This is a genomic window from Acrocarpospora phusangensis, assembly GCF_016862995.1.
Taxonomy (GTDB): Bacteria; Actinomycetota; Actinomycetes; order Streptosporangiales; family Streptosporangiaceae; genus Acrocarpospora; species Acrocarpospora phusangensis.
In genome coordinates, this window is record NZ_BOOA01000008.1 from 19,356 (window position 1) to 43,432 (window position 24,077).

The 24,077-nt window shown below is 71.2% G+C and carries 19 protein-coding genes and 1 pseudogene; 9 read left to right on the forward strand and 11 right to left on the reverse strand.

The window, feature by feature from the left end:
* Entirely contained in the window at positions 1–1,131 is a 1,131-nt protein-coding gene (locus tag Aph01nite_RS06705) for a hypothetical protein (RefSeq protein ID WP_204039880.1), read from the forward strand.
* Positions 1,132–1,153: 22 nt separating this feature from the next.
* Here the strand turns inward: Aph01nite_RS06705 and Aph01nite_RS06710 are convergent, their stop codons facing one another.
* Positions 1,154–1,618: a hypothetical protein gene (locus Aph01nite_RS06710; RefSeq protein WP_204039881.1), complete on the reverse strand. Its 465-nt coding sequence runs from the start codon at positions 1,616–1,618 to the stop codon at positions 1,154–1,156.
* Between the two features lie 12 nt (positions 1,619–1,630).
* Positions 1,631–2,395 carry an alpha/beta hydrolase gene (locus Aph01nite_RS06715; protein WP_204039882.1) on the reverse strand — a complete coding sequence of 255 codons (765 nt, stop codon included), beginning with the start codon at positions 2,393–2,395 and terminating at the stop codon, positions 1,631–1,633.
* Positions 2,396–2,509: 114 nt separating this feature from the next.
* Between Aph01nite_RS06715 and Aph01nite_RS06720 the strand changes: the two genes are divergently transcribed.
* Positions 2,510–3,232: a lysophospholipid acyltransferase family protein gene (locus Aph01nite_RS06720; RefSeq protein ID WP_204039883.1), complete on the forward strand. Its 723-nt coding sequence runs from the start codon at positions 2,510–2,512 to the stop codon at positions 3,230–3,232.
* Between the two features lie 204 nt (positions 3,233–3,436).
* Here Aph01nite_RS06720 and Aph01nite_RS06725 read toward each other — a convergent pair whose 3' ends face one another.
* The 3 genes and pseudogenes from Aph01nite_RS06725 to Aph01nite_RS06735 form a co-directional block, all read right to left on the reverse strand.
* Positions 3,437–6,127 carry a VIT domain-containing protein gene (locus Aph01nite_RS06725; protein ID WP_239161439.1) on the reverse strand — a complete coding sequence of 897 codons (2,691 nt, stop codon included), beginning with the start codon at positions 6,125–6,127 and terminating at the stop codon, positions 3,437–3,439.
* Positions 6,124–6,459 (reverse strand): hypothetical protein, encoded by a 336-nt coding sequence (locus Aph01nite_RS06730; protein WP_204040016.1) that lies wholly within the window; start codon positions 6,457–6,459, stop codon positions 6,124–6,126. The genes Aph01nite_RS06725 and Aph01nite_RS06730 overlap by 4 nt, the downstream gene beginning before the upstream one ends.
* Before the next feature lie 621 nt (positions 6,460–7,080).
* A pseudogene (locus tag Aph01nite_RS06735) lies at positions 7,081–7,281 on the reverse strand (MerR family transcriptional regulator); the annotation flags it as partial.
* Between the two features lie 102 nt (positions 7,282–7,383).
* Between Aph01nite_RS06735 and Aph01nite_RS06740 the strand changes: the two are divergent.
* Positions 7,384–7,851, forward strand: coding sequence for a Dps family protein (locus tag Aph01nite_RS06740; RefSeq protein ID WP_204039884.1), 468 nt, complete (start codon positions 7,384–7,386; stop codon positions 7,849–7,851).
* On the opposite strand, the gene Aph01nite_RS06745 is transcribed toward Aph01nite_RS06740, so the two are convergent.
* On the reverse strand, positions 7,848–11,057 hold the full coding sequence (locus Aph01nite_RS06745) for a P-loop NTPase fold protein (protein WP_204039885.1): 3,210 nt from the start codon (positions 11,055–11,057) through the stop codon (positions 7,848–7,850). The two genes, Aph01nite_RS06740 and Aph01nite_RS06745, sit on opposite strands and share 4 nt — an antisense overlap.
* A 176-nt stretch (positions 11,058–11,233) precedes the next feature.
* On the opposite strand from Aph01nite_RS06745, the gene Aph01nite_RS06750 reads away from it, so the two are divergent.
* Complete coding sequence (locus Aph01nite_RS06750) at positions 11,234–12,418, forward strand: alkaline phosphatase PhoX (RefSeq protein WP_204039886.1); 1,185 nt, start codon at positions 11,234–11,236, stop codon at positions 12,416–12,418.
* A 48-nt stretch (positions 12,419–12,466) separates the two neighbouring features.
* Here the strand turns inward: Aph01nite_RS06750 and Aph01nite_RS06755 are convergent, their stop codons facing one another.
* Positions 12,467–13,366, reverse strand: coding sequence for a bifunctional helix-turn-helix transcriptional regulator/GNAT family N-acetyltransferase (locus Aph01nite_RS06755; protein ID WP_204039887.1), 900 nt, complete (start codon positions 13,364–13,366; stop codon positions 12,467–12,469).
* A 106-nt stretch (positions 13,367–13,472) separates the two neighbouring features.
* Here Aph01nite_RS06755 and Aph01nite_RS06760 point away from each other — a divergent pair, with 106 nt between their 5' ends.
* Complete coding sequence (locus tag Aph01nite_RS06760; RefSeq protein ID WP_204039888.1) at positions 13,473–14,444, forward strand: lactonase family protein; 972 nt, start codon at positions 13,473–13,475, stop codon at positions 14,442–14,444.
* Here the strand turns inward: Aph01nite_RS06760 and Aph01nite_RS06765 are convergent.
* On the reverse strand, positions 14,427–15,860 hold the full coding sequence (locus Aph01nite_RS06765) for an FGGY family carbohydrate kinase (RefSeq protein WP_204039889.1): 1,434 nt from the start codon (positions 15,858–15,860) through the stop codon (positions 14,427–14,429). The two genes, Aph01nite_RS06760 and Aph01nite_RS06765, sit on opposite strands and share 18 nt — an antisense overlap.
* Positions 15,861–15,968: 108 nt before the next feature.
* Between Aph01nite_RS06765 and Aph01nite_RS06770 the strand changes: the two genes are divergently transcribed.
* Positions 15,969–16,994: a 6-phosphofructokinase gene (locus Aph01nite_RS06770; protein WP_204039890.1), complete on the forward strand. Its 1,026-nt coding sequence runs from the start codon at positions 15,969–15,971 to the stop codon at positions 16,992–16,994.
* Positions 16,995–17,075: 81 nt separating this feature from the next.
* Here the strand turns inward: Aph01nite_RS06770 and Aph01nite_RS06775 are convergent, their stop codons facing one another.
* Positions 17,076–17,900, reverse strand: a complete 825-nt coding sequence (locus tag Aph01nite_RS06775) for an MHYT domain-containing protein (protein WP_239161440.1) — start codon at positions 17,898–17,900, stop codon at positions 17,076–17,078.
* A gap of 214 nt (positions 17,901–18,114) precedes the next feature.
* Here Aph01nite_RS06775 and macS point away from each other — a divergent pair, with 214 nt between their 5' ends.
* The 3 genes from macS to thiI are packed head-to-tail and all read left to right on the forward strand — an operon-like array spanning position 18,115 to position 21,169.
* Positions 18,115–19,272, forward strand: a complete 1,158-nt coding sequence (gene macS / locus Aph01nite_RS06780; RefSeq protein ID WP_204039892.1) for a MacS family sensor histidine kinase — start codon at positions 18,115–18,117, stop codon at positions 19,270–19,272.
* Between the two features lie 16 nt (positions 19,273–19,288).
* Positions 19,289–19,936, forward strand: coding sequence for a response regulator (locus Aph01nite_RS06785; RefSeq protein ID WP_204039893.1), 648 nt, complete (start codon positions 19,289–19,291; stop codon positions 19,934–19,936).
* A 36-nt stretch (positions 19,937–19,972) separates the two neighbouring features.
* Positions 19,973–21,169: a tRNA uracil 4-sulfurtransferase ThiI gene (gene thiI, locus Aph01nite_RS06790; RefSeq protein WP_204039894.1), complete on the forward strand. Its 1,197-nt coding sequence runs from the start codon at positions 19,973–19,975 to the stop codon at positions 21,167–21,169.
* Here thiI and Aph01nite_RS06795 read toward each other — a convergent pair.
* Together Aph01nite_RS06795 and aroF are read right to left on the reverse strand one after the other, a co-directional pair.
* Positions 21,166–22,749, reverse strand: coding sequence for an AAA family ATPase (locus Aph01nite_RS06795; RefSeq protein WP_204039895.1), 1,584 nt, complete (start codon positions 22,747–22,749; stop codon positions 21,166–21,168). The genes thiI and Aph01nite_RS06795 overlap by 4 nt on opposite strands.
* Before the next feature lie 88 nt (positions 22,750–22,837).
* Positions 22,838–23,875 carry a 3-deoxy-7-phosphoheptulonate synthase gene (gene aroF, locus Aph01nite_RS06800; protein ID WP_204039896.1) on the reverse strand — a complete coding sequence of 346 codons (1,038 nt, stop codon included), beginning with the start codon at positions 23,873–23,875 and terminating at the stop codon, positions 22,838–22,840.
* Positions 23,876–24,077: the final 202 nt, after the last annotated feature.

Below are 24,077 nucleotides of genomic sequence, written 5' to 3' on the forward strand. Positions count from 1 at the left end.
ATGGCCCGCTGCCTGATCCGGCGCGTGGTGCCGTTGTGTGGGCTTCTCGCCGGTCTCCTGACCGGCCAACTCCCCCAGGTCACAGCGGTCGCGCACGCCCAGCCACCACCGTCCCGCCCCAAGGCGGTCGCCGACGAGATCGTCCGGCAGGCGGCTTCGGCGCGCCTCGGCAACGGCAGTTCGCTCGCCGACGTGGCCGCGCTGTCCGAGAACGACGTGTGGGCGGTCGGCCAGGAGGGCATCTGGGACGTCTGGCAGAACCGGGGCGTGGTGACCCGCTGGGACGGCAGGTCCTGGACCGAGGTACGGGCCCGGGGCGACGTGACCGGCGTCGGGCCGCTGCGGTCGATCAGCGCGGTGTCGGCGAACGAGCTGTGGGTGGTCGGGGACGGGCACGACGGCGTGCCGTACATCGGCCGGGGCGGCCCGGGCGGGTTCGACCGGGTGATCGTGCCCGCGGTGCGCGGCGGTGACTGGCTGCGGTCGGTCGCGGCGCAGCCGGGCAAGGTCGTCACGGTCGGCAGCCGGGGCGGACGCAGCCTCATCGCCACCGGCTCGGGCAGCTGGACCGCCGTGATCGGCCCGGCGGGCGCGCTGCACGGGGTCGCGCTGTCCGGCAAGGACGGCTGGGCGGTCGGCGACACCGGTTCGCGGCCGCTGGTGATGCGGCTGACCGGCAGCGGCTGGAAGTCCGTCGCCGCGCCCGCGATCAAGGGCGGGTACCTGCGGGACGTCTACATCCAGAGCGCCAAGAAGGCCGTCGCGGTGGGCGGCGTGTTCCACGGCGACGAGGGCGTCGAACCGCTGATCCTGCGCTGGGACGGCAAACGCTGGTCCCGGGAACGCCTCCCCATCGCCGAGGCCGAGCTGTACGGCGTGACCGGCGACGGCGAGGGCGGCTTCTGGGCCTCCGGCCACGACCCGGCCCGACCCGACGAGGCGTTCCTGTTCAAGTTCACCGGCCGCCGCTGGGAGCCGCTGCGCGGCGAGCCCGCCGCCGAGCCGAGGACGGTACGGCTCCAGTCCGTGACCCGCGTCGGCGACCTGACCATGGCCGTCGGGCACGCCCTGGACGACGCCAACCACTACGGCGACCTGGTCGAGACCTTCGGGCCCGTCGCCAACCGCTGAGCGGGTCGGACCGTTCAGTTGTTCAGACGACGGCGCCGTCGTCCCAGCCCGAGTCGTTGGGCGGGCCGTCGCCCATGCGTACGACCAAGGTGACGAAGCCGCCGATGAAGGCCGCGACCGCGGCGAACACGATCCACGGGTCCATCGGCCAGCTCAGCAGGGCGGCCAGCAGCAGGTAGGCGGGGCCGCCGAACAGGGCCAGCCAGGAGGCCTTGGTGAGGGCGTCGGTCTTGGGGAGCGGGTCGGGCGGGGGCGGGACGTAGTGGTCGTTGTCTTCGTCGGTTCGGGTCTGGCCGGCGCCGTCGCCGTCGCTCTGCTCGGAGTCGTCGATCTCGGCGGGCTCGGGGTCGGCCGTCTCGGTCGCCGGAACGGCCGCGACGTTCTCCCGGTCCGGCCATGGCTGATCGGCCGAGCCGTTGTCGGGTGTCTCGTTGTAGGAGGCGACGATCTGACGCCAGACCTCGTCCTCATCACTCTGTGGCGTCACATCGATCCCAGGTCAAGAGTCCTTAGTCAAGGGTACAGACGCGTAACGGCGGATGAAGTCGAGGCTCCCCGAGAAGATGGCCGGAGCGTCGTTGTCCAGGGTCGCGACGTGGTAACTGTCCACGCACTCCCGGACCTCCAGATTTCCCCCCATTCGCGTCCGGAGTAGTTCCACGTTAGCCGGTTTCAGGACATGGTCCTCCGGGCTCCAGAAGACCAGCACCGGTTGCGTGATCTTGTCCAGCTCGGACTGGACCAGTCTCCACAGCCGGGGCAGGGTCGCGGCGGCCCGCACCGGCGTCCGGTCGTACGCGAGTTCGACGATGCCCGGCTTCTTGATGTCGCTGCCGAGCCCCGGGACGGACGGCATCACCCACTTCAGCAGCGGCGCCAGCACCAGGAGGGGATTGTCGTTGACCACGGACGGGTTGACGATCACCACGCCCCGGATGGACTGCCCGTGCACCTCGGCCAGGCGCAGCGCCATGCAGCCGCCCATGGACAGGCCCATCACGAAGACGTCGGCGCAGGTCGCCTTGAGCTCGGCGTACGCGCGGTCGAGCTCCGCGTACCAGTCCTCCCACCGGGTGCGGTTCATCTCCTGCCAGGTGGTGCCGTGGCCGGGCAGCCGGGGCAGCGACACGGTGATCCCGGCCTCGGCCAGGAACTCCCCCCATGGCCGCAGGGACTGCGGCGTCCCGGTGAAGCCATGACAGAGCAACACCCCGATCTGTCCGCCTTCGTGGTGGTACGGCTCAGCGCCCGGCAGCAGCGGCATGTCCCCTCCAAAATTGGAAAGATTGCCCGATAGTCGCACGTTACGCCTCAGTCGTGCGAGGGGGTCAGGCGTGCGAAGATGACTCCACTGGAAACAACCGAAGGAGAGCCCCGAGTGTTCTACTGGGTGGTGAAGGCCATCCTCTGGCCGTTCCTCCATTTCGTGTTCCGTCCGTGGGCGGAGGGAGTGGAGAACGTGCCGAAGGAGGGGCCGGTCATCCTGGCCGGCAACCACCTGTCCTTCGCCGACCACTTCTTCGGTGCCCTGTTCCTGCCGCGCAAGGTGATCTCGCTCGGCAAGTCCGACTACTTCACGGGCAGCGGCATCAAGGGCCTGGTCAGCAGGGCCTTCTTCTCCGGCGTCGGCACGGTGCCGATCGACCGCTCCGGCGGCAAGGCCAGCGAGGCGGCGCTCCGCACCGGCCTGCGCGTGCTCGGCGAGGGCAGCGTCCTCGGCATCTACCCGGAGGGCACCCGCTCCCCGGACGGCCGCCTCTACAAGGGCAAGACGGGCGTCGCCCGCCTGGCCCTGGAGTCGCGCGCGCCGGTCATCCCCTGGGCGATGATCAACACCTTCGAGATGATGCCCCCGGGCCGTCCCATCCCCAAGTTCGGCATCCGCCCCGGCGTCAAGTACGGCAAGCCCCTCGACTTCTCCCGCTACTACGGCATGGAGAACGACTTCCTGGTCCTGCGCGCGGTCACCGACGAGATCATGTACGCGCTGATGGAACTCTCCGGCCAGGAGTACGTCGACAAGTACGCGGCCAGCGCCAAGGTCGAAATGGTCCGCGCGGCACGCGAGGCCCGCGGCTCCTCGGCGGTATCGGGCAACTGACACCCGGGCAGGGAAGGCTGTGGCCGGACACCGACCTCCGGGCCGAGAAGCCTGCGGCCAGGCCCCGTCCGGAAACTGGCCCCCGGCTGGGAAGGGCGCGGCCGGGCCGTATCGGGGAACTGATTCCCGGGCTGCCACCAGGGGCGCGGTTCGGCCGGCAGGCCGTACCCGTGACCCCTGGTGCGCCTTCGTCATGATCGCAGTCTATGTGCGCTTCCAGAACGGGCGGCGGGTGCGGCCGGTTTCCGGCTCGGCGGGAGTGTCGGGAGCGCCCGCCGTGAGCCGGGCCAGCAGGTCGGTGGCCCGCTGCCAGAGCCCGGCCAGGTCCGCGTCCGGGCGCTCGGCCCTCTCCAGATCGGCCGCCAGCGCCGCCAGTTCGGCGTGTCCGCCGGCCATCTGGTCGATCACGCGCAGCCGGCTGGCCAGGTCGGCCAGGTAGCGGCGGCGTTCCTGGTCGGGACGTCCGGCCGCGGCGCGCAGCCGTACCAGCTCCTCGGTGAGGAGAGCGCGCACGCCGTCCAGGTTGGTCTGCGGGGGCCGCTGGTCCTTGCCGGGGTGCGGCCGCATCATGTCGGGGATGTACCCCTCCGGTGTGCGGCGACGGCTCGGCGGGACCGGCGCCGCGCTGGGCGGCAGGTTGAAGGGCGCGGCGGGCCGGGGCGCGACCGGCATGCGCGGCCCGGCGGCGGGCGGCGGCGGGGGAGGGGGCGAGCCGGGCGCACGGCCGGAGGCCTCGTCCGTCGCGAAGGAGGCCAGGGAGGCCATCCGCATCTTCGGGGCGGCCGCGACGGGCATGCCCGCCGGCATCTCCCAGCCGCTGGGCTGCTCGACCGGCTGGATCACGTGGTGCTCCGGCTCGCCGTCGGCGACCACCCGCGTGTCCACGGCGACGAACGCGGTGAACCGGCAGAGCACGCCGAACCTGAGCGACGTCGCCACGATCCGCGGCTCCAGCTGCCGTTCGCCGATCGTGTACCGGTCCTCCAGGCGGCGCACCTCGGCCCTGGCCCAGACCGCCCGAGCCGCGGGCGCGTCCGTCTCGCGTCCGTCGATCCTGCTCTCCCACGGCTTGCCGTCCGCGGTTCCCCGTACGGTGATCGCCGGGCGCTCGCCACGACACCGGTACCGGCCCGACACCACCAGCGGGACGCCGCTGAAGAGCGAGCCCACGTGGGTGAGCGTGTCCTCGACCAGGTCGAGGCCGGCGGCGTCCAGGGTGAGGTCGGTGACCAGCGGGGAGCCGATGCGGCGGTGGATGTGCTCCATCGCCTCGTCCAGCCGGTCCTCCGACTCGACCAGCTCGCACCGGCCGGAGCCGAGCAGCGCCAGCCGCCCGAGGAACCCGGCGTTCACGGCCCGGTCGATGCCGACCGCGTGGATGCGGATGCCGGAGGCGGCGTCGATCCGCGCCCCGACGCGCTCGACGATCTGGTCCTCGTTGCCGACCTGCCCGTCGGTCACCAGCACCATGACACGGTCCCGGGAGGTGTCTCCGAGCAGTCCCAGCGCCTCCTCCATGGGCGCGAGAATCTCGGTGCCACCGCGGGCGTCCAGCCGGGACAGGTGCTCGACCGCCCGGTACCTGTTCCGGTCACTCGCCTCGACCAGGCCGGACGGGAAGGCCCGCATGACGTCGTGGTCGAAGCAGAGCACGGCCAGCCGGTCGTGCGCGGTCAGCGTGTCCACGATCCGGGCGGCGGCGCGCCGGGCGGCGACCATCTTCCAGCCGCCCATGCTGCCGGAACGGTCGAGCAGCAGCACCACGTCCCGGGGGACCGGCACGGCGGCGACGTCGGCCGGAGGCGTCATGGTCAGCGTGAACGTGCCTTCCTCTCCCTCGTCGTCGGGCGTCAGCGTCAGCGACGTGGACGCGTCGAAGGCCAGGCGCAGAAGGAAGTCCCGGTCCAGCCGCTCGCCCGGCCGCAGCTCCACGATGACCGTCTCGCCGCCGCCGCCATCCGCAGCGATGCCCCCGCTGGTGTCCCCGCTGGTGTCCGCAGTGGCGTCCGCATTGGTGTCTGCGGCGGTGTCCGCGGCGGTGTCCCCGCTGGCGTCCGCAGTGGCGTCCGCATTGGCGTCCGCATTGGTGTTCACGGTGATGTCCGCGCTGGTGTCCGCGCTGGTGTCCGCGCTGGTGTCCGCGCTGGTGTCCGTGCTGGTGTCCGTGCTGGTGTCCGCGCTGGTGTCCGTGGTGGTGTTCACGGTGTGCAGGCTGGAGCGGATCTCGCGCAGGTCCAGGCCGGCGGGGTCGATGGTGGCGGACAGGGAGAGCCGTACCGGATTGGGGAAGCCGGGGAGCAGGACGGGCGGGGTGATGCGGGAGGCGTCGGGCACGGCGTCGGTGTCCTCGGCCACGCCCCCGCCCGCCGAGGCGCCTTGGAGGGGTACGCCGGGGATGTAGCGCGGGGCCACGACCAGCGGGAACCGGAACTCGGCCGCGCCGTCCCCGTACGGCAACGGCTGGCTGAGCGTCAGCCGGACGGTGACCCGCTCGCCGGGCAGGATGTTGCCGACCCGGATGGTGAACACGTCCGGCCGGTCCTCCTCGGCGATCGCGGCCCGGCGGCCCTGGGCCAGCGCCAGGTCGTAGTCCGCTCTGGCCTGGCCGCGCTCCTTGAGCACGCCCTCCACGACGCGGTCGTCGGCCTCCATGGTGAACGCGGTGACCGCGGCCCTGGGCGGCAGCGGGAAGACGTAGGTGGCCTCCAGGGACACCTCGTGCGGGTTGCGGAAGCCCTGGGCCATGCGCACACCCGCGGTCAGACCGCTGATCCGCGCGGTCACGTCCACGCTCTCCAGCGGGAGGTTGCCCTTCTCGGTCTCCAGGGCGCCGAATCCGGATTCGGGCACCGGCGCGTACTCCTCCGGGCGAAGCGGAGTGATGGGAACGGTCATAGCGGTGTCCCTTCGGAATTCGTGTCAGGGCGGCCCGGGTCGGTGAGGCCAGGATCGATGTGGCTCGGATCCAAAGGGCTCGGATCCTTGTGGCTCGGGTCGATGTGACTCGGGTCGTTGTGGCTCGGATCCAAAGGGTTCGGATCCTTGTGGCTCGGGTCGTTGTGGCTCGGGTCGTTGCGGCTCGGATGGCTGGGGCTCGGAGCGATGTAGCTCGGGCCGATCAGGCCGAGGTCGGTCAGTGCGGTCAGGAGCGGGCGGGCCGCAGCCGCGAGGGCGGTCAGGTCATCGTCCGACGGTGTCCGGCTCACGCCGTCCAGCACCAGGGCCACTCCGGGAGCGATCTTCACGCCGTGCACCCGCGCGGCCGGAAGCACTGGAGCCGTTGGGGCCACTGGTGCCGCCGCGGTTATGGGGGCTGCCGGAGCTGCCGGAGTTGCAGGGATTGCGGGAGCCGTGGGGGTTGCTGGAGGCGCGGGGGTTACGGAAGGTGCCGGAACTGGCGCGGTTGTCGGAGAGGTCGGGGTTTCGGGAGCTGCCGGGGTTGCCGGGGCTGCGGGAGCTGCCGGGGTTGCCGGGGCTGCGGGAGACGACGGGGTCACGGCCTGGGCGGCCCAGAAGCGGGGGCGTGCGGGTTCAGAGGCCGGTTGCTCGAAAACCGGTGGTTCGGGGACCGGTTCGGAAGCCGGTGGCTTGGGGGCGGGTGGTGCGGGGGTCGGTGGTGTGGAGGCTGGTGGCGTGGGGACTGGTGGCGTGGGGACTGGTGGCTTGGCGACCGGTGGCTTGGGGACCGGTGGCTTGGGAGTCGGTGATGCGGGGGGCCGTGGGTCGGGGTGGGTCGGGTAGGGGGAGGTGCGGGCGATGGTCTGGAGGGCCGAGTCGGGGGCTCCGGCCAGCCGGACCTGGATCTCCGCGATCGAGTGGCCGGCCGCTTGAAGGCGTTTGACGGAGATGAGTTGCAGCAGGTGGCGTGGGCCGTACACGGCGACCCGGCCGCGCCGGGCGAGGGGCGGGTCGAGCAGCCCGATCGTCACGTACCACCGGATGAGCCGCTCGTTGGGGACCTCTCTGACCCGCCCGTTGAGGCGTCCGTCGGAGCCCAGCGCCTCCGCCGCGTGCTCGGCCAGTTCGCCGATGGTCCAGGTCTCGCTCATACCTCCACAGTGACACTGTCACGATGACAGTGTCAACTTCGGAACAGGGTCCGTCTGTTTCGGGTTGTCCGTATTAGGTCCATCTCGATGGAAGGAACAAGCATGGCTCCGATTACCAGCCTTCTGACCGCCGAGAACAAGAAGATCACCGGAAATGCGCTGCAGGGCGCCCTGGTCGACCTGATCGATCTGGCGCTGATCGGCAAGCAGGCGCACTGGAACCTCACGGGGCGGTTCTTCCGCCCGATCCACCTCCAGCTCGACGACATCGTCAAGCTGGCCAGGAAGAAGGCCGACTCCGTGGCCGAGCGCGCCGTCGCCATCGGCGTCAACCCGGACGGCCGCGCGAGCACGATCGTCCACGACAGCCAGCTGTCCCACATGGACGCGGGGCCGATCGAGGACGGCAAGGTCATCGCCGTGATGACCGACATCCTGGAGTCGATCATCCGCAGGATGCGGGAACGCATCGACGCGACCGAGCGTGCCGACCCGGTCAGCCAGGATCTGCTCATCGGTCTCACCAGAGACCTGGAGATGCACCACTGGATGATCCAGGCCCAGCGTTAGAGCAGGCGCCGGGCCAGCCCCGCGACCGGGGGGCCGGAGGCGAGCAGCGCCCGCAGCGGGCCGCTCGCCTCCGCCGGCACCCCGGCCATCCGCGCCGCCTCCACCCACCCTTCCGCGCGTGCCACGTCCAGCCGCCCCTTGGCCGCAGCCATGTCCGGGCAGCCATTAATCACCGTCGTGCCCCCATGGCCGTGGGCCGCTGCCGTGTCCGGGCGGCCATTGGTCACTGTCGTGTCCGCGCGGTCGTCGGCCGCTGCCTTATCCCAGTGCCCATTGGGCAACGTCGTGTCCGCGCGGCCGTCGGCCGCTGCCGTATCCCGGTGACCATTGGGCGACGTCGTGTACGTGTGATCATTGGGCAACCTCGTGCCCTCATGGCCGTCGGCCGTTGCCGAATCCACCCCGCCGACCGACCGTGCCGCGCGTTCCAGCAACTCCAGGGCCGTCTCCCCCCGCTCCGGGCAGTCCCGCGTGAGCGTCGACAGCAGTTGCGGCCAGCGCACGGTGAGCGCGGCCAGCTTGGCCACCTCGGCGTCCCCGGCCGGCGGTTCCCCGGCCAGACGCCGCCGATACGTGACGAAGGAGTAGAAGCGGAACACGTTGACGTACCGCTTCAGTTCGCGTGGATTGGTGGCCGACAGAGCGGGGAGCGCGACCTCGATGGCCCGGCAGGCGTTCTCGTCGCTGTACAGGTCGTCGAAGACCCGGTCGGCCGCGGCGCGGGTCTCCAGCCAGAGGCCGCCCAGCATGCCCGCCTCCCCGGCAGGCGCGTCGACCACACGCTGGGTGGCGCGCGCGATCGAGTCGAGCGTGTCCGCCCGCGGCCGCCGCGCGCGGATGGCCTGCTCGATCCGGGCGACGAGCTCCTGATCGAGCGGCCGGTCCGGGGGACGATGCGCCGGAGCCTGGGTTTCGGTCATGCCTGGACTGTCCGGAAATCCCATCAGCGTACGGACGTAGCCGGGCAGGCGGGCGCCGTCGTCCAGGAGCGGCACCGACAGCGGCAGCTGCACGATCTTCTCCAGGAACCGCCAGCCGATGCCGTGCCGGAGGCTCTCCGGCATCGAGTCGGCAAGCTCGCGGTAGGCCAGCTCCACGTGCGCGGCCACCACGTCCGGCTCCATCGCCAGCACGAAGACGCAGTTCGGGAACTCCCCGGCCAGGAACAGGTTGATCGCCTCGATCACCTGGGCCACCGTGCCGGAGGAGCAGCGGTCCAGGTCGTCCACGAACACCAGCAGCGGGCGCTCCTCCGTCGCCACCAGGCCGAGCACGTGCCGCATGTCGGTCTGCACCAGGTGCAGGAAGCCGGTCCGCGCGCCGTACCCGGGTTCGGCGACGAGGTCGCCCGGGTCGGGGGCGGGGGCGAACATGTCCGGAGGGCGGACCAGGCCGGCGAAGGCGGTGTCGGCGGATTCGGTGAGAAAACGCGCGAGCCGTACCCAGCCGGCGGCGACGGCGGCCAGCGCGCCCGCCGAGGAGATCGCGGCCGCGGTGCCCTCCAGGGCCGGCAGCAGCGGCGTCGCCAGCTGCGACGCGCCCGCCACCACCAGCGCCATGACCAGGCCGAGCGCAGCCGGCGCCAGCCGCAGCGCCGCCAGCCGGTACGCCCTGCGCCGCACCGCCTCCCGGTCGATCCTGGCCAGGTTGAGCCGCAGCCAGAAACGTTCCCGCTCCGCCCGGGGCAGCCGGCCGGTCACCTGCGTGATGATCTCGTGCGCGAGTCCGGCCCAGACCTGCTCGCCGTTCTGGTACATCCACGGGTTGAACCACACCGTCGGCCGCCACCCGCTCAGCCCGGCCGCCGCCTCGGGCAGCGGCTCCGGCGGCCGTTTCGCCCAGGTACGGACCTCCGCGATGGTCACCCGATCGGACCCGCCCAGCACGCCCGGCCACATCCGCCCCGCGATCCCGAGCAGCCGGGACGGCGGCCGGGCCGGCAGCGGCCGGGGCAGCGTGATCGGCCCCGGCTCCCCGGTCGCCGCCCCCGGATCCAGCTCGTTCTGGATCATCCGCATCAGCGAGGTCTTGCCGGCGCCCCACGGGCCTTTGATCCCGATCGTCAGCGGCGGCCTGGTCTCCGGATGGCGGACGAACGCGGCGATGGCCTCCGCGTACACCCGGTGCCCCAGGTCGTCGTCGATGGTCCAGCGGTCGGGGGTGAGCCTGGCCCGCGGCGGCACGGTCCTGCGGCCGGCCCGCCAGCGGCGCAACACCCCGGGCACCTCGTCCAGTTCCGTCGCCGTGAGCCGGGCCCGGCCGGTCTCGGCCACGCTCGGATGGGCGAAGGGCGTGCCGCGACCAAGGAGGCCCCACTCCGCCAGCTCCGCGCGCCCGTCGGTCCGCCCGGCCAGCAGCTGGGCCACCTCCGGCGTCAGCTCCTCGTCGTCGGCCAGAAGCGAGGCCCGCCGCAGCAGCGTCTGCGCCTCCGCGCCGAGGTACTCGTCGTAGACCGTGCCGGCCAGCCGCTCCGCCGACGGCGCCCGGCCGCCCAGCCGCTCGTGCGCGTACGCGAGTTCGGCCGGGACGCCGGGCTCCGCGGCCGGGGCGGTGACCGCGACCGCGATGTCCAGGCCCTCGGCCGAGGTGAGCAGGTGCGGCTGGAACTCGGCGTCCGCGCCGAACACGGCCAGCGCGTGGCCGAGCAGGTCGGCGGCGGTGATCACGCCGTCCCCGTCCAGGTCGGCCGCGCCGTCGAGCAGGCCGCCGGCCACCACCTCGGTCAGCGAGAGGCTGCCGGGCCGTACCTCCTCGCCGATGGTGAGGCCGGTGGTGAGGGCGGCGGCGGCCACGCCCGGCGGGGTGAGCAGGGCGCTGACCGTGGGCTCGTCCACGGTCGCGCTGCCGATCCACCCGAAGTCGACCACCATCAGCAGCGCCGCCGCGGCGGAGTCCCCGGCCCCCGCCCCGAAGCGGCGGATCAGCGCGGTGAACTCGCCGCCGCTCCACCGGGCCGTGCGCGGCCAGCGCACCAGCAGCAGGTCGCCGGGCCGCCCGGAGTCCAGGAACGCGGTCAGCCGTTCGTGGTCCCGGCTGTCCAGGCTCTGCTGCGCGTCCACCTCGAAGCCGCGGGCGCGCAGCGCGCCGACCAGCCGCCGTGCCGGTTCCGGGGCACGCCGTCCGGGTTCGTCCGGATCGAGGAAGATCAGCGCCCGGCGTCGCGTGATCGTGGGCGAGCTGATCTTTTCGGAAACTGCGCTGGTCATCGAAGTGCTCCGCGGGAAGGCCTGGAGTCGATCACGATAAACGGCGTTCACCTGGGAGGAGACCATGGTTTGCGCAAAGTTTGAGCGCAAGAACCGTGCGGATTCCCCGGGCGTTCACGCGGATTCGATCGACTGGCGGGACCCGCCGCGCGTAGCGTGCCCAGTGGGAGGAGAATATGTTGCGCCGCACGTTCGTCCGTTCCGGGGCCCTGGCCGCGCTCACCGGGTCGCTCTGGCGCTCGGCCTGCGCCGCGCCCGCCGCCCCCGGTGCCTCCGGCGCCCCCAGCGTCCCGGCCTCGCCGATGCCGGCCGGCGACGCCGTCCGCGGCAAGGGGCCGTACGGCGCGCTGGGCAAACCGGACCGAAACTCGATCGCCCTGGCCGAGGGTTTCACCAGCCGGGTGGTCGGCCGCTCCGGGCAGCGGGTCGGCGGCCTGACCTGGCATCCCGCCCCCGACGGCGGCGCCTGCTTCGCCGACGGCGACGGCTGGATCTACGTCTCCAACTCCGAGGTGCCCGTGGTCGGCGGCGTCTCCGCGCTCCGCTTCGGCCCGGACGGCTCGATCAAGACGGGCTACCGCATCCTGTCCGGCACCGACCGCAACTGCGCCGGCGGCGCGACCCCCTGGAACACCTGGCTGTCCTGCGAGGAGACGGTCCGCGGCCGCGTCTTCGAATGCGACCCGTACGGCTACCGCGCCGCGGCCCCCCGCCTCGCCATGGGCCGCTTCAAGCACGAGGCCGCCGCCTGCGACCCCGACCGCGAGGTCGTCTACCTGACCGAGGACGAGCCGGACGGCTGCTTCTACCGGTTCCGCCCGCAGGACTGGGGCGACCTCACCACGGGCGTCCTGGAGGTCATGGTCGGCGACGGCGACGACCCTACCGGCCAAGTGCGCTGGCGGCGTATCCCGAACCCCTCCGCCACGTACGAGCCGACCCGCGACCAGGTCGAGGGCGCGATCCGCTTCAACGGCGGCGAAGGCTGCTACTACTCGGGCGGCTTCTGCTACTTCACCACCAAGGGCGACAACCGCGTCTGGGCCTACGACGCCGCCAACCGCGAACTCTCCGTCCTGTACGACGCCAACGCCCCGCTCAAGGGCGTGGACAACGTCTTCGTCTCCCGTTCCGGCGACCTGTTCGTGGCCGAGGACGGCGGCAACATGGAGATCAACATCATCACCGCCGACGGCGAGGTGGCGCCCTTCCTCCGCCTGGTCGGCCACCAGAAGTCCGAGATCACGGGCCTGGCCTTCGCCCCCGACGGGGACCGCCTCTACTTCTCCTCCCAGCGCGGCACCACCGGCTCCAACCGCTCCGGCGTCACCTACGAGGTGATGGGGCCGTTCCGCAGCTGAGCGGCAGCCCGTACCACTTCGGTGAGCCGGGAACAGGCGCACCGCCGCTCAGAGGGGGCGTTCCCAGAACTGTTCGTTGAAGGCGGCGGCGGGTTCCTCGGCCACGAGCTTGAAGCCGGCGGCCTCGTAGATCTTGCGGGCCGACACGAGGACGTCGCGGGTCCACAGCATGATCGTCTGGTAGCCGGAGTCCCGGGCGAAGCGCAGGCACTCCTCGACCAGCCGGGCGCCGATGCCGAGCCCGCGGGCGGACGGATCCACCAGGAGCAGGCGAAGCTGGGCGGTGGTGGCGTCCTTGCGCACGCAGAACACGCAGCCCACCCGGCGGCCGTCCACCTCGGCGATCCACCCCGCCTGCCCGGGGCTGCCCTGCGCGTCCAGGAAGTCGGCGCAGATGCGGGCCACCAGGGCCTCGAAGTCGGGTCCCCAGCCGTACTCGCGGGAGTACAGGGCGCCGTGGCGGCCGATCGCCCACCCCAGGTCCCCGGGGCGCGGCGGCCGGATCACGAAAGGCACCCGGTCGCGCTTCTCGCCCAGGACGTCCCGGATGACGCCCATGCTCGCGACCAGCCGGGACCGCTCCTCCTCCGGCAGCGCGTCCAGCAGGCCCCTGACCTCGGCGTCCGACTGTTCGTCCAGCTTCGCGAAGGTGGCCCGGCCGTCGTCGGTGAGCCCCACCACCTGCCGCCGGCCGTCGACGGCCGACCGCTCCCGCCGGACCAGACCATCCCCTTCGAGCCTGGCCAGAACCCGGCTGAGATAACCCGCGTCCAGCCCGAGCAGCCGCTTGACCTCCCCGACCTCCACGTCCCCCGCCGTTCGGTCGAGTTCGAACAGCACCCGCGCCTCGGTCAGCGAGTAGGGCGAGTCATGCATCCCGGCCCGGAGCATCCCGATCACCGCCGTGTAGAAGCGGTTGAAGGCCCGGACCTCTGCCACCATATCCATTGCTCTCCTCAACGAATCCGTTGACTGAGGCAACAATACTCCGCGCTGGCTTCCGGGGTGATCGAACCGTAGAGTCTGCTATCGGCCAACGGCAGGGGAGCTAAGCGTGGGTCTTTACGTCGGCGGCTACGAGCCGAAGGTCACCGTGGCGGACGACGCGCTGGCCGTCGTGGGGGAGATCCCCGTGACCGCGCCCTCGTTCCTCGCCGCGCATCCGAAACTTTCAGTCCTGTACGTGGTGAGCGAGATCGACGACGGCCGCATCTCGGTCGTCCGGGACGGCGAGGTCATCGAGTCGAGGTCCAGCGGCGGGGCCTCCCCGTGCCACGCGGCCGTGGACCCGTCCGGCGCCTGGCTGGCCGTGACCAACTACATGGACGGCGTGCTCAGTCTGCACCGCCTCGACGCGGAAGGCCGCTTCGACGGCCCGGCGCTGGAGTTCCCGCACCGGGGCTCGGGCCCGGACCGGGACCGGCAGCTCGGCCCGCACGCCCACCAGGCGGTCTTCGACCCCGACGACATCCTGCACGTCAGCGACCTCGGCACGGACGAGATCCGCCGCTACCGGCTGGACGCCGCCGCCGAAGGGGTCGAGATCCTGCCGCCGGTGAAGCTGACCCCCGGCTCCGGCCCCCGGCACATGGACCGCAGGGACGACCGCTGGTACCTGGTGGGCGAGCTGGACGGCCTGGTCAGGGCGTACGACACGGACTGGAAGGAGCTGGCCCGCGCGGCGGCGAGCGGGACGGGCGGCCAGAACCACCCGTCGCATCTGGAGCTGCACGGGGAGCATCTCTACGTGGGCAACCGGGGGCCCGACACGATCGCGGTGTTCGACCCGGAGACGCTGGAGCTGATCGCCGAGGTGCCGAGCGGGGGAGCCTGGCCGCGGCACTTCGCGTTCGCCGGCGGGAGGCTCGCCGATGGGAGGCTCGCCGATGGGAGGCTCTACGTGGCGAACCAGAACTCCGGCGAGGTCGCCGAGTTCCGGCTGGCCGGCGGCGTGCCCGAACCGACCGGCGCGGTCCTGCGGCTCACCTCGCCGAGCTGTGTGGTGGGGTCAGGCCCAGGCGCGTGAGCGCTCCACGGCGCGCTGCCAGCGGTCGTAGGCCGCGCCGTCCCCCTGGCCGGGGTCGAAGCGGCGGTCCAGGTGCCAGGTCTTGCGGAGCTCCTCGACCGAGGACCAGACGCCGGTCCCCAGCCCGGCCAGGAAGGCCGCGCCCAGCGCGGTCGTCTCCTGGATCACCGGGCGTTCCACCGGGATGCCCAGCTGGTCGGCCTGCAACTGCATGAGCAGGTCGTTGGCGCTCCCGCCGCCGTCCGCCTTCAGGACGGTGACCTCCATGGTCTCCACGATGTCGCGGACCTCGAAGGCGATCGCCTCCAGGGTGGCGCGGACCAGGTGCGCCCGCGTCGTCCCCCGGGTCAGGCCGAGGATGGTGCCGCGCGCCTCCGGGTCCCAGTGCGGCGCGCCGAGGCCGGTCAGCGCGGGCACGAACACCACCCCGCCCGAGTCGGGCACCGACCGGGCCACGGCCTCGGACTCGGCCGCCGTGTCCAGGATGCCCAGCCCGTCCCTGAGCCACTGCACGGCCGCGCCGGTGACGAAGATCGCGCCCTCCAGCGCGTACGTGCGGGTGCCGGCGGGGTCCTGCCAGGCCACCGTGGTGAGCAGGCCCGCGTCCGAGCGTGTGATCTGGTCGCCGGTGTTGACCAGGATGAAGGAGCCCGTGCCGTACGTGCACTTCACGTCGCCGGGGGAGAAGCAGGTCTGGCCGAACAGGGCCGCCTGCTGGTCGCCCGCCAGGCCGCTGATCGGCAGGTCCAGGCCGAGGAAGGCGTCCGGGTCGGTACGGCCGATCTCCCCCCAGTTGGGGACCAGCTCCGGCAGGGCGTCCATCGGCACGCCGAACAGGTCGCACAGCTCTTCGGACCAGGTGCCGGCGACGATGTCGTACAGGAGGGTCCTGGACGCGTTGGACGGGTCGGTCACATGCCGCGCGCCCCCCGTGAGCCGGGCGACCAGGTACGAATCCACCGTCCCGATCGCCGGGTTCCCGGGCACCGGGTCGTTCTCGGCGAGCCAGGTGAGCTTGGTGCCGGTAAAGTAGGGATCGAGCCGCAGGCCCGTGAGTTCGGTCACACGCGGCTCGTGCCCCGCCTCCCGCAGGCGGGCGCAGACACCTGAAGATCGCCGGTCCTGCCAGACGACGGCCCGTCGCGGCGCGGCCAGCGAACGCCGGTCCCAGAGCACCGCGGTCTCCCGCTGGTTGGTCAGGCCGACGCACCGGGGCGGGGTGCTTGCCTGGTCAAGCGCGGTTTGGCAGGCTGCCAGGGTCGCCTGCCAGATGTCCTCGGGGGCGTGTTCCACCCACCCGGGTTCCGGGAAGTGCTGGGCGAACTCCGCGTACCCGCGGGCCTCGATCCGCCCGTCCTCGGTCACCACGAGGGCGGTGACCCCGGTCGTACCAGCGTCTATCGCCAAAACACCCACGGAGCCTCACTTTTTGGTCTAGACCATTGTTGTCACGAGGAGGCAGAATGCCTCCCGTCAGCGTCCCGACTCAGTCTGGCCGCGTTATCCCATATGGAGGAACCCGACATGCGTATTGGAGTGCTCACCGGTGGTGGGGACTGTCCCGGACTGAACGCGGTCATCCGCGCGGTGGTGCGGAAGGGCGCCGGCGTCTACGGCCACGAGTTCGTCGGATTCCGGGACGGCTGGAGAGGCCCCCTGGAAGGGGACACGATGCCGCTGGACGTCCAGGCGGTGCGTGGCATCCTGCCGCGCGGTGGCACCATCCTGGGCTCGTCGCGCACCAACCCGATGAAGATCGACGGTGGCGTGGAGAGGATCAAGGAGAACCTTGAGACCCACGGTGTGGACGCGCTGATCGCGATCGGCGGTGAGGACACGCTGGGTGTCGCCAAGCAGCTGTACGACCGGGGCGTGAAGGTCGTCGGCGTGCCCAAGACCATCGACAACGACCTCAACGCGACCGACTACACCTTCGGCTTCGACACGGCCGTCAACATCGCGATGGAGGCCATCGACCGCCTGCACACCACCGCCGAGTCCCACCACCGCGCGCTGATCTGCGAGGTCATGGGCCGGCACGCGGGCTGGATCGCGCTGCACGCCGGCATGGCCGCCGGGGCCAACGTGATCCTCATCCCGGAGAAGCCGTTCGACATCGACAAGGTCTGCGAGTACGTCGAGTCCCGCTTCAAGACCCGCTACTCCCCGATCATCGTGGTGGCCGAGGGCGCGCACCCGATCGAGGGCCAGATGGAGGTCCAGACCGGCGAGCTGGACGCGTTCGGGCACGTCCGCCTGGGCGGCGTCGGCGAGCGCCTCGCGCAGGAGATCGAGCGCCGCACCGGCAAGGAGGCCAGGACCACCGTGCTCGGCCACATCCAGCGCGGCGGCACCCCCACCGCGTACGACCGGGTGCTGGCCACCCGCTTCGGCCTGGCCGCGATCACCGCCGTGCACGACGGCGACTTCGGCAAGATGGTCGGCCTGCAGGGCACCGAGATCGTCCGGGTCGGCCTCGACGCGGCGACCGCCGAACTCAAAACGGTCCCGCCGTACCGTTACGAGGAGTCCGAGGTCTTCTTCGGCTAGATCGAATACCTGGACCGAATACAGCGAGGCCTGCGCTCCGGAGAGCGCAGGCCTTTCCGTTTTTCCCTGTTGGTTTGGCGGTTATTGGTTTCGCGGCGTGAAAAGCGAGCCGTTCTGGCTGGGCTCCGGAGCCGGGGGCGTGGGGGGCGCGACCGGCATTCCGCCGTTCTGGCGGCGGCTCTCCAGCCGGGCCAGGATGGCGGCGTCCTCGCGCAGCTCCGCCGAGGACGGGGAGAGCAGCACCGCGAGCAGCAGGCCCACGGTCAGCAGGCTGATCCCGACCAGCAGCGGCAGCAGGAAGTCGATGGCCTCGGCCCCGGTCAGGTCCGGTCCGTCCTGGAGTTGCACGCTCATCGCGAACATGCCGGTGAAGTGCATGCCGCAGACCGCGACGCCCATCATCAGGGCGGCGCCCGTGGTGGCCAGCGCGCCCTCGACGCGGAGGGTGAACCAGAGGGCGACGGTGGCGGCCACGATGGCGATCAGCACGGAGATGGCCACGACCACCGGGTCGTAGCTGACCTGGCCGGACATGTTCATCGCGAACATGCCGAGGTAGTGCATGCCGGCCACGCCGACGCCGGTGATCAGGCCGCCCAGCAGCAGCGGGCGGAGCTTGGCGCCGCCGCGCGAGACCACCAGCAGGCCGCAGCCGACGACGGCGACGGCGACCACGAAGGACAGGACCGTGAGCGGCACGTCGTACCGGATGAGGGTGCCGGGCACGTCGAAGCCCATCATGGCGATGAAGTGCATGACCCAGATGGCGGTCCCGCCGATGGAGAATGCGCCGCCGATGAGCCAGCGCACCCGCGCCGCGCCCTCGGCGGAACGTGCCCGCGCCGTCAGCAGGAGTCCCAGGAGTGACCCGACCACGGACATCAGGTAGGCGAGCACGGGTGTCACCCAACCATGCGCAAAGTGGTTGATGTGGGACATAAGTGCTCCTTTTCTCGCTTGCTCTCGGGGATTATGGCAGGCCAAAGTCCTCGTTATCGCCGCGGTTGATTACGGTTTGTCATACTTCCGGATGACACGAGGTTTCCAGGTTTTATGTGATCTTTTTCGATTTGTTTGGATGATCTGTCGGAGTCGTAGATAGAGGACTGAGGGGGTGGCCATGGGGATCGAGAGCCCGTTCTGGCGCGCCATCGCGGTCTTCCGGATCGCGTCGCTGGGCTACGCGGCCGTGCTGCTGCTCCAGGCCGGCGGGTACGCCTATCCGGTGACCGGGTGGACCGTCGTCGGGGTGATGGCGGTCTGGACCGCCGCCGCGACGTACGCGTACTCGGTCGCCGCCTGGCGGGGCTGGCCGCTGCTCGCCCTCGACCTGCTGGTCAGCACCGGCTGCCTGCTGGCCACCCCCTTCGTCCAGGGTCCCCAGGCGGCGGTGGGCACCATGCCGATCACCGCGACCTGGGTGGCCGCCCCCGTCCTGGCCTGGGGCGTGTACGGCGGGCGGCGCGCCGGTGGCGTCGCGGCCGCCGTGATGTCGGTGGCCGACCTGTGGCTGCGCGGCGTACGCGGCTTCGACCTGTCCGCCGTGCCCGTCAACGGCGCCGTGCTGCTCTTCCTGGCCGGGATCGTCATCGGCCACGTGGCCCGGCTGGCCAAGCAGGCCGAGGCGCGCATGCAGCGGGCCGTCGAGATCGAGGCCGCCGGGCGGGAGCGGGAACGGCTGGCCAGGGACATCCACGACTCCGTGCTCCAGGTTCTGGCGCTGGTCCAGCGGCGCGGCGCGGAGATCGGCGGCGAGGCGGCCGAGCTGGGCCGCCTGGCGGGGGAGCAGGAGGCGGTCCTGCGCGAACTCGTGCGCTCGGCCCCCCGCCCGGCCCGCACCCTCGGCCCCCGCCGCCGCTTCATCCCGGCCCGCCGCCCCCGCGCCGAGAGCGCCGACCTGTGCGCCTCCCTCCGCCGGTACGGCTCCGCCCAGGTCACCGTGGCCACGCCCGCCGACCCGGTGCCCCTGGCTCCCCGTACGGTGGAGGAGCTCTCGGCCGCCGTCGGCAACGCGCTGGACAACGTGCGGCGCCACTGCGGGGAGCACGCCCGCGCTTGGATCCTGGTGGAGAGCGAGTCCGGCCGTGTCATCGTGACCGTACGGGACGACGGCCCCGGCATCCCCGAGGGCCGGCTGGAGGAGGCCGCGGCCGGCGGACGGCTCGGGGTCTCGCAGTCGATCCGCGGCCGGGTGGCGGATCTGGGCGGGAAGGTCACGATCCTGTCCTCCCCGGACGGCACGGAGATCGAGATGTCGGTGCCGACGGCGTTATCGTGACGGGCATGAGGGTCGCATGAGGGTCATGGTGGTGGACGACCATCCGATGTGGCGCGAGGGCGTGGCGCGCGACCTCGCCGAGGCCGGGTACGAGATCGTCGCGACGGCGGGCGAGGGGCGGCAGGCGCTGCGCATCGCGGCGGCGGTCCGGCCCGAGCTGGTGATCCTCGATCTGCAGCTGCCGGATCTGCCGGGGGTCGAGGTGGCGCGCGGGCTGGGAGCCTCCGAGAATCCGCCCCGGGTGCTGGTGCTGTCGGCCAGCGGCGAACAGGACGACGTCCTCGAAGCCGTCAAAGCAGGCGCATCCGGATATTTGGTGAAATCGGCGAGTCGGGAGGAGTTCCTGGAGGCGGTCAAGCGGACCGCCGACGGGGACGCGGTGTTCACCCCCGGCCTGGCCGGGCTGGTGCTGGGGGAGTACCGGCGGCTCGCCGCCCAGCCCAAGGCCGCCGAGGACGACGGGCCGCGCCTCACCGAGCGGGAGACCGAGATCCTGCGCCTGGTCGCCAAGGGCCTGTCCTACCGCCAGATCGCCGAACGCCTGGTGCTCTCCCACCGGACCGTGCAGAACCACGTGCAGAACACGCTGAGCAAACTCCAGCTGCACAACCGGGTGGAGCTCGTCCGGTACGCGATCGAGAAGGGCTTGGCGGACCTCGACTAAAGTAGGGAGGTCGCACCCCTCCGGAGGAACCCCGCAATGACCATGACCGCCCTGGGCGAGCCCTGCGTGCTCCTCAAACTCGGCGAAATCATCCTCAAGGGCCGGAACCGTGAGGTCTTCGAGCATCGGCTGCGGGCCAACATCAAGCATGCCCTGAAAGACTTCCCGGTGGACGTGCGCCAGCGGCACGGCGTCGTCGCGCTCTACCTGCCGGAGGGCACCGCCGTCGAGATCGCCGAAGCGGTGGCGGCCCGGGTCAGCGAGGTGCCCGGCATCGTCCTGGTGCACCTGGCCTGGCGCGTCGCCAAGGACCCCTCCGTGGTCACCAAGGCCGCCCTCGAACTGGTCAGGGACACCCCCGAGGTGGCCCGCAAGGCCCGCTTCGCCGTGCGCTCCCGCCGCCGCGACAAGCGCTTCCCGCTGCGCTCCAACGAGATCGACCGCCTCGTCGGCGGCGAACTCCACGACGCGTACGGGCTGCCCGTGGACCTGCGCAACCCCGAATTGACCGTCTCCATCGAGGTCGACAGGGACGAGGTCTTCCTCTACACCGGCGGCCGTCCCGGCCAGGGCGGCCTTCCGGTCGGCTCCAGCGGGCGCGGCCTGGTCCTCATGTCCGGCGGCATCGACTCCCCGGTCGCCGCGTACCGCATGATGCGCCGCGGCCTGCGCGTGGACTTCCTGCACTTCTCCGGCATCCCGTTCACCACCTCCGAGTCCATCTACAAGGCGTACGCGCTGGTCCGCCGCCTCGACGCGTTCCAGGGCAAGTCCCGCCTCTGGGTGGTCCCCTTCGGCAAGGCCCAGCAGTCCATCCGCGCCTCCGGCCAGGATCGCCTCGCCGTCATCGCCCAGCGCCGCCTCATGCTCAAGACCGCCGCCGAGGTGGCCCGCCGCCACAAGGCCAGCGCCCTGGTCACCGGCGACTCCCTCGGCCAGGTCTCCTCCCAGACCATGGCCAACATCGCCGCCCAGGAGAGCGCCGTCGACCTGCCGATCCTGCGCCCCCTCATCGGCCTCGACAAATCCGAGGTGATCGCCGAGGCCCGCCGCATCGGCACCCTCGAAATCTCCGAACTCCCCGACGAGGACTGCTGCACCCTCCTCTCCTCCCGCAACCCCGAACTCGCCGCCAAGATCGAGGACCTCAAACTCATCGAACGCCGCCTCGACGCCGAGGAACTCGCCTCCCAACTCGCCGACTCCATCCAGGCCTACAAACTGGACGCCTAGCCCCAGCCGTACACGTCCGCCAGGTCGAGCAGGACGACCTCGTCCGATGACGCGGCCGCCTCGTGGAGGTGGTCGGAGAAGCCGTACATGGAGACGATCAGGAGCTTGGCGTCGGCGGCCTGGTGATGAGCGGCGAGCAGGGACCGGATGTGCCTGAGGCGTTCCAGGTCCTTCAGCCCGCGGGGGCGGATGGTGGCCTTCGCCTCGCCGATCACGGTGATGGTCGCCCCACGCCGACCGGTTCTCGAATCCCGGCCCAGTCCGATGAAGTCGACCTCGTGTTTCTTGCCGGATTCCCGATCGGAGACGCAGGTCCAGCCTTGGCGGGAGATGTCCACGCCTCGGCGGATGAGGATTCGGAACGCGCTCTCGGCCGCGGCCTCCTCGAAGGCCGGGCCCAACACCTGGGATCCGAAGCGAGGGGTCGCTCTCGTCCAGATCTGCTGAGGCGAGATCTCGCCCAGGCGCAGTACGTCCATGTCCGGTTCCACCACGGCATGGTGGAACCGGAGCAACGGATCCCGCAGCCGCAGCATGGGATCGCCGACCTCGAAGAGGGGGCGGCGTTCGTCGACATAACCCATCGCGATCAGCCGGTCGACCACCGGTTCGACCGTTTTCTTGGTCTCGCCCAGAACGCCTCCGACTTGGGTGGCGGTGGTGGCTCCGTCGGCGATCGCCTTCATCGCCTGCTGGTAGATGATTTTGCCGCCCGCGCGGGGATCCTCTCTCAGCAGGTGCCTGGCCTCGGCGGCCGTGAAGAAGTCGTCACTGGACGTCAGCATCGTCGCCATGACCCAGGCGTCGAACTGGGCCGTGTCCTGCGGTGGGGGCAGTTCGGTGAGCTCTCCCAGCGCGTTCCGGTAGCCGGGAGAGCCGCCCAGAACCGCGTAGAGCTTCATCGCGGTCACGAGATCATCGACACCCCAGTAGCGGGCCATGTCGATGTGGTTGAACGGTGCGACCGTCAGCGTCCTGCTGATCCTCCCGAATAGCGGGCGTGATCCGTGGCCCAGCTCGTGCATGATCGACATGGCCGAGCCGCAGACGATCAGCTTGCCCTGGACCAGGCGTTTGTAGTAGCCGACCATGATCCCGGGAGGGGCGGTCTCCCCGGGCTTGAAGTGGCGGGAGTCGTAGATCGATTTGAGGATGGACTGGAGGTGGGGCGTGTCCCGCAGGAGGTAGGGGAACTCGTCCAGGACGACGGGTGGGATTCGCCCCTCGGAGCTCCTGGCGACGGTCGCGTCCATGGCGACCTGGAGCAACCGGTCCCAGCTGCCGCCCTCCCCGAGCGGAATCGCCGAGACTTCGCCCCTCCGCGCCGGGTCGTAGTCAATGATCACGTTTCGGAACCGCTCCTGGGACTGGACCAGCTCCTCCTCCAGAAAAGCCTCGAAGTAGATGCCTTCCGTCAGGGCGGTGAACCGCTCCAGGAGATGCGACTTCCCCGTCCTGCGCCGCCCGGAGAGCGCGATGAGGGAAGCTCCGTGGTCGATGTGGCGGCGGTCGCGCACGAACATCGACAGGACGTTCCACTCGTCCTCTCGGTCGATGATGTCCGCGGGTTTGGGCAGCACGACGGCAATGGTAGTTGGCAGGTCAGTGACGTGTCCGTCGAAATATCCGTACGGCCGCGCCTGGCGGGGCGGCCGTACGGAGGGGCGGTCAGGGGGTGGGGAGGGCGGTGGTGACCTGGGTGCGGCCGAGGAGGGGCGGGAAGAGGCGCATGATCTCGGCGAGGTCGTGGAGGTCGCCGTCCACGAGGGCCTGGGGGCCGTCGACGAGGGCCTGTTCCGGGTGCGGGTGCACGTCGATGATGACGCCGTCGGCGCCGGCCGCGATGGCCGCCCGGGTGAGCGGGAGGACCAGGTCGCGGCGTCCGCCGGAGTGGGACGGGTCGACGACGACCGGCAGGTGGGAGAGGCGCTGGGCGACCGGGACGGCGGAGACGTCGAGGGTGTTGCGGGTGGCGGACTCGAAGGTGCGGATGCCGCGCTCGCAGAGCACGATGTCCAGGTTGCCGCGCTGGGCGATGTACTCGGCCGACATCAGCCACTCCTCGATGGTGCCGCTCATGCCGCGCTTGAGCATGACCGGCTTGCCGGCCTTGCCGACGGCCTGGAGCAGCGCGAAGTTCTGCGTGTTGCGGGTGCCGACCTGGAGCATGTCCGCGTAGGAGGCGACCAGCGGCACGTCGTGCGCGTCCATGACCTCGGTCACGATCGGCAGCCCGGTCTGCTCGCGGGCCTCCGCCAGGATGCGCAGGCCCGCCTCGCCCAGCCCCTGGAACGCGTACGGCGAGGTCCGCGGCTTGTACGCGCCGCCGCGCAGCAGGGTCGCGCCCGCCGCCTTCGCCATCTCGGCCGCCTCAATCGTCTGCTCACGCGTCTCCACCGCGCACGGCCCGGCGATCAGCGTGACCGTGTCCGGCCCGATCGGCACCCCGCCCACCCGGATGGTCGACCGTTCCGGATGGTTCTCCCGGCTCACCAGCTTGTACGGCGTCGACACCCGCATGACTTCCCCGACGCCGCGTTGCCCGCCCAGATTGAGCGCCGCGAACCGCTCCACGTCCCCGATGAGCCCGATGATGGTACGGCTAACGCCGCGCGACACGAACGCCTCACCCCCGGCCGTGCCGACCAGCGTGACGATCTCCTCGATGTCCTCGGCGGTGGCCGTCGGGGCCATGACGATAACCATGATTTCTCTCCTCATACGCAGAAAGCCCCGGGTCCCATATGGACCCGGGGCTTTCGTTCGCCGTTGGCTGCTAGCGCACCACGCGGAGGCGAACGGTCCTCACGGGTCCGTCGCCATACCAAAACGAGAAAGCGCCACGCATGCCACGAAATATATCGCACCGCCTCCGGCCCCGGCCACCATGTTGATCAACAACCGGTCC